Below are 2,350 nucleotides of genomic sequence, written 5' to 3' on the forward strand. Positions count from 1 at the left end.
TGTACGGCTCCAACCTCGGTACCTGCGCCGCGATCGCCCGCGACCTGGCCGAGGACGCCGCCGAGCACGGCTTCGCCCCCACCACCGCCACCCTCGACCAAGCCGTCGACCGCCTCACCCGCGACGCGGGGCCCGTGCTCGTCGCCACCGCCTCCTACAACGGCAGGCCCACCGATGACGCGGCGGAGTTCGTCGACTGGCTGGAGGGACTGGAGCCCGGCTCCCTGGACGGCGTCGAGTACGCCGTGCTGGGCGTCGGCGACCGCAACTGGGCGGCCACCTACCAGCGCGTCCCCACGCTCATCGACGACCTCCTGCACGCGGCCGGCGCCACCCGCCTGGGGCCACGCGGCGCGGCCGACACCTCCGGTGACTTCTCCGCCGCCGTGGACGCCTGGACGGCGGCGACCCGGGCACTCCTCCTCGACCGCCACGGCGAGGAGACCGCCGGTGCGCCCGCCCAGGACACGGACGCGACCGACGCCGACCTGCCGCCCTACACCGTGGCCGATGCCGCGGCCTCGGCCGAGGACCAGCTCGCCCACCACCACGGACTGCGGCCCATGCGCGTGCTGGAGTCGCGCGAACTGGTCGACACCGACCACCTCCTGGGCCGATCCAAGCGGTTCGTTCGCCTGGAACTGCCCGAGGGCCTCGCCTACCGGACCGGAGACCACCTGGCCGTCCTGCCGAGCAACGCCCCCGACCTGGTGCGCCGTGTCGCCGACCGCCTCGGCCTGGACCTTCGGCGCACGGTGCGGATCACGCCCCGGCGCCGGACCCGCGGCGCCCTGCCCGTCGACCGCCCGCTCACCCTGGAACGGCTGCTGTCGGACTACGTCGAACTCCAGGCGCCCGCCACCCCGGCCCAGATCGCCGTCCTGGCCGACCACACCCCCTGCCCGCCCGAACGCCGCCCCCTCCTGGAGCTGGCCGGGCTGTCCGACGACGACTTCGCCGAGCGGGTGACGCGGCCCGGGGTCAGCGTCCTGGACCTGCTGGAGGACCACCCCGCCTGCCAGCTCCCCCTGGAGCACTACCTGGGGATGCTCCCCGAGCTGCGCCCCCGGCGCTACTCGATCTCCTCCTCCGCCAACGCCAGCCCGGACGGCGTCGACCTCATGGTCGCCGCGCTCACGGGCCCCCACCGCCGCGGCCGGGGGACCTACCGGGGGACGGCCTCGCACCACATGGCCCGCCTGGCCCCCGGTGACACCGTGTGGGCGCGCGTCCTTCCCTGCGCCGACCGGTTCCGGCCGTCCAGGGACGGCACCCCGCTGATCATGGTCTGCGCCGGCACCGGTCTGGCGCCCTTCCGTGGCGCGGTCGCCGACCGGGTCCACGCGGGCGAGTACGGAGCGGCCCTGCTCTACTTCGGGTGCGACCACCCGGACGTGGACTTCCTGCACCGGGAGGAGTTGGCGGCGGCCGAGCGGTCCGGCGCGGTCAGCCTCCGTCCCGTCTTCAGCGAGGCGCCGGTCGACGGCGCACGGTTCGTGCAGCACCGCCTCGCGGCCGAGGCCGCCGAGGTCTGGTCACTGCTCCAGGAGGGCGGCCGCGTCCACGTGTGCGGGGACGGGCGCGCCATGGCGCCCGGGGTGCGCGACGCGCTCGTGCGGATCCACCGGGAGATGACGGGCTCCGATCCGGCCGGGGCGGAGCACTGGTTGGCGGACCTCGTCGCCTCCGAACGGTACGTGGAGGACGTCTGGTCGGGATGATCGCCCAGGTCAAGGCGAATGCGGCGGGGGTCGTACATATGAGCGGCGGCCCCCTGTCGCGGTCGCGCCGTCCGGGTTACCGTGGATCGTATGAGCCTTGAGCTGCCGACCGACCGACTCCTCATCCGGGAGTGGGAGCTGGACGACGCGGAGGCGGCCCTGCGCATCTACGGGGCCGAGGAAGTCGCGCGCTGGCTGACGCCGGAGTGGCAACCGGTGACCGACATCGACGCGATGCGCTCGGTACTGCACGCCTGGATCGAGGCGGGTCCCAACCTGACCCCGCCCGCGGGCCGGTGGGCGGTCGTGCGCGTCTCCGACGGCGAACTCGTGGGAGGGCTGTCACTCAAACTGCTCCCGCCCTTCGAGGAGGACTTCGAACTCACCTGGGCGATCCGTCCCGACCTGTGGGGCCAGGGGTACGCGAGCGAGGCCAGCCAGGCCATCTCCGACTGGGCCTTCAAACAGGGCATCGAGGAGCTCTTCGCGGTCGCGCGGCCGGACAACGAGCGGGCGATCTCGGTGGCGCGCCGACTCGGCATGGAGTGGGTCGGCGAGACCGAGAAGTACTACGGTATGCGTCTTCAGGTGTTCCGCATGCGCCCCACCTGACCGACACGGCCGCGGGC

2 protein-coding genes are annotated in these 2,350 nt (G+C 73.8%); both read left to right on the forward strand.

What is annotated here, in order from left to right; genetic code table 11:
- On the forward strand, window positions 1-1,721 hold a 1,721-nt coding region (locus tag D471_RS0130105; protein ID WP_017602050.1), incomplete at its 5' end, for a diflavin oxidoreductase.
- Window positions 1,722-1,811: 90 nt separating this feature from the next.
- Window positions 1,812-2,333, forward strand: coding sequence for a GNAT family N-acetyltransferase (locus D471_RS0130110; RefSeq protein WP_017602051.1), 522 nt, complete (start codon window positions 1,812-1,814; stop codon window positions 2,331-2,333).
- Window positions 2,334-2,350 lie beyond the last annotated feature (17 nt).

The organism is Nocardiopsis lucentensis DSM 44048 (assembly GCF_000341125.1).
Taxonomy (GTDB): Bacteria; Actinomycetota; Actinomycetes; order Streptosporangiales; family Streptosporangiaceae; genus Nocardiopsis; species Nocardiopsis lucentensis.

Coding starts and splice junctions, on each gene's coding strand:
- D471_RS0130110 (WP_017602051.1), top strand. CDS start 1,812: ATGAGCCTTGAGCTGCCGACCGACCGACTCCTCATCCGGGAGTGGGAG.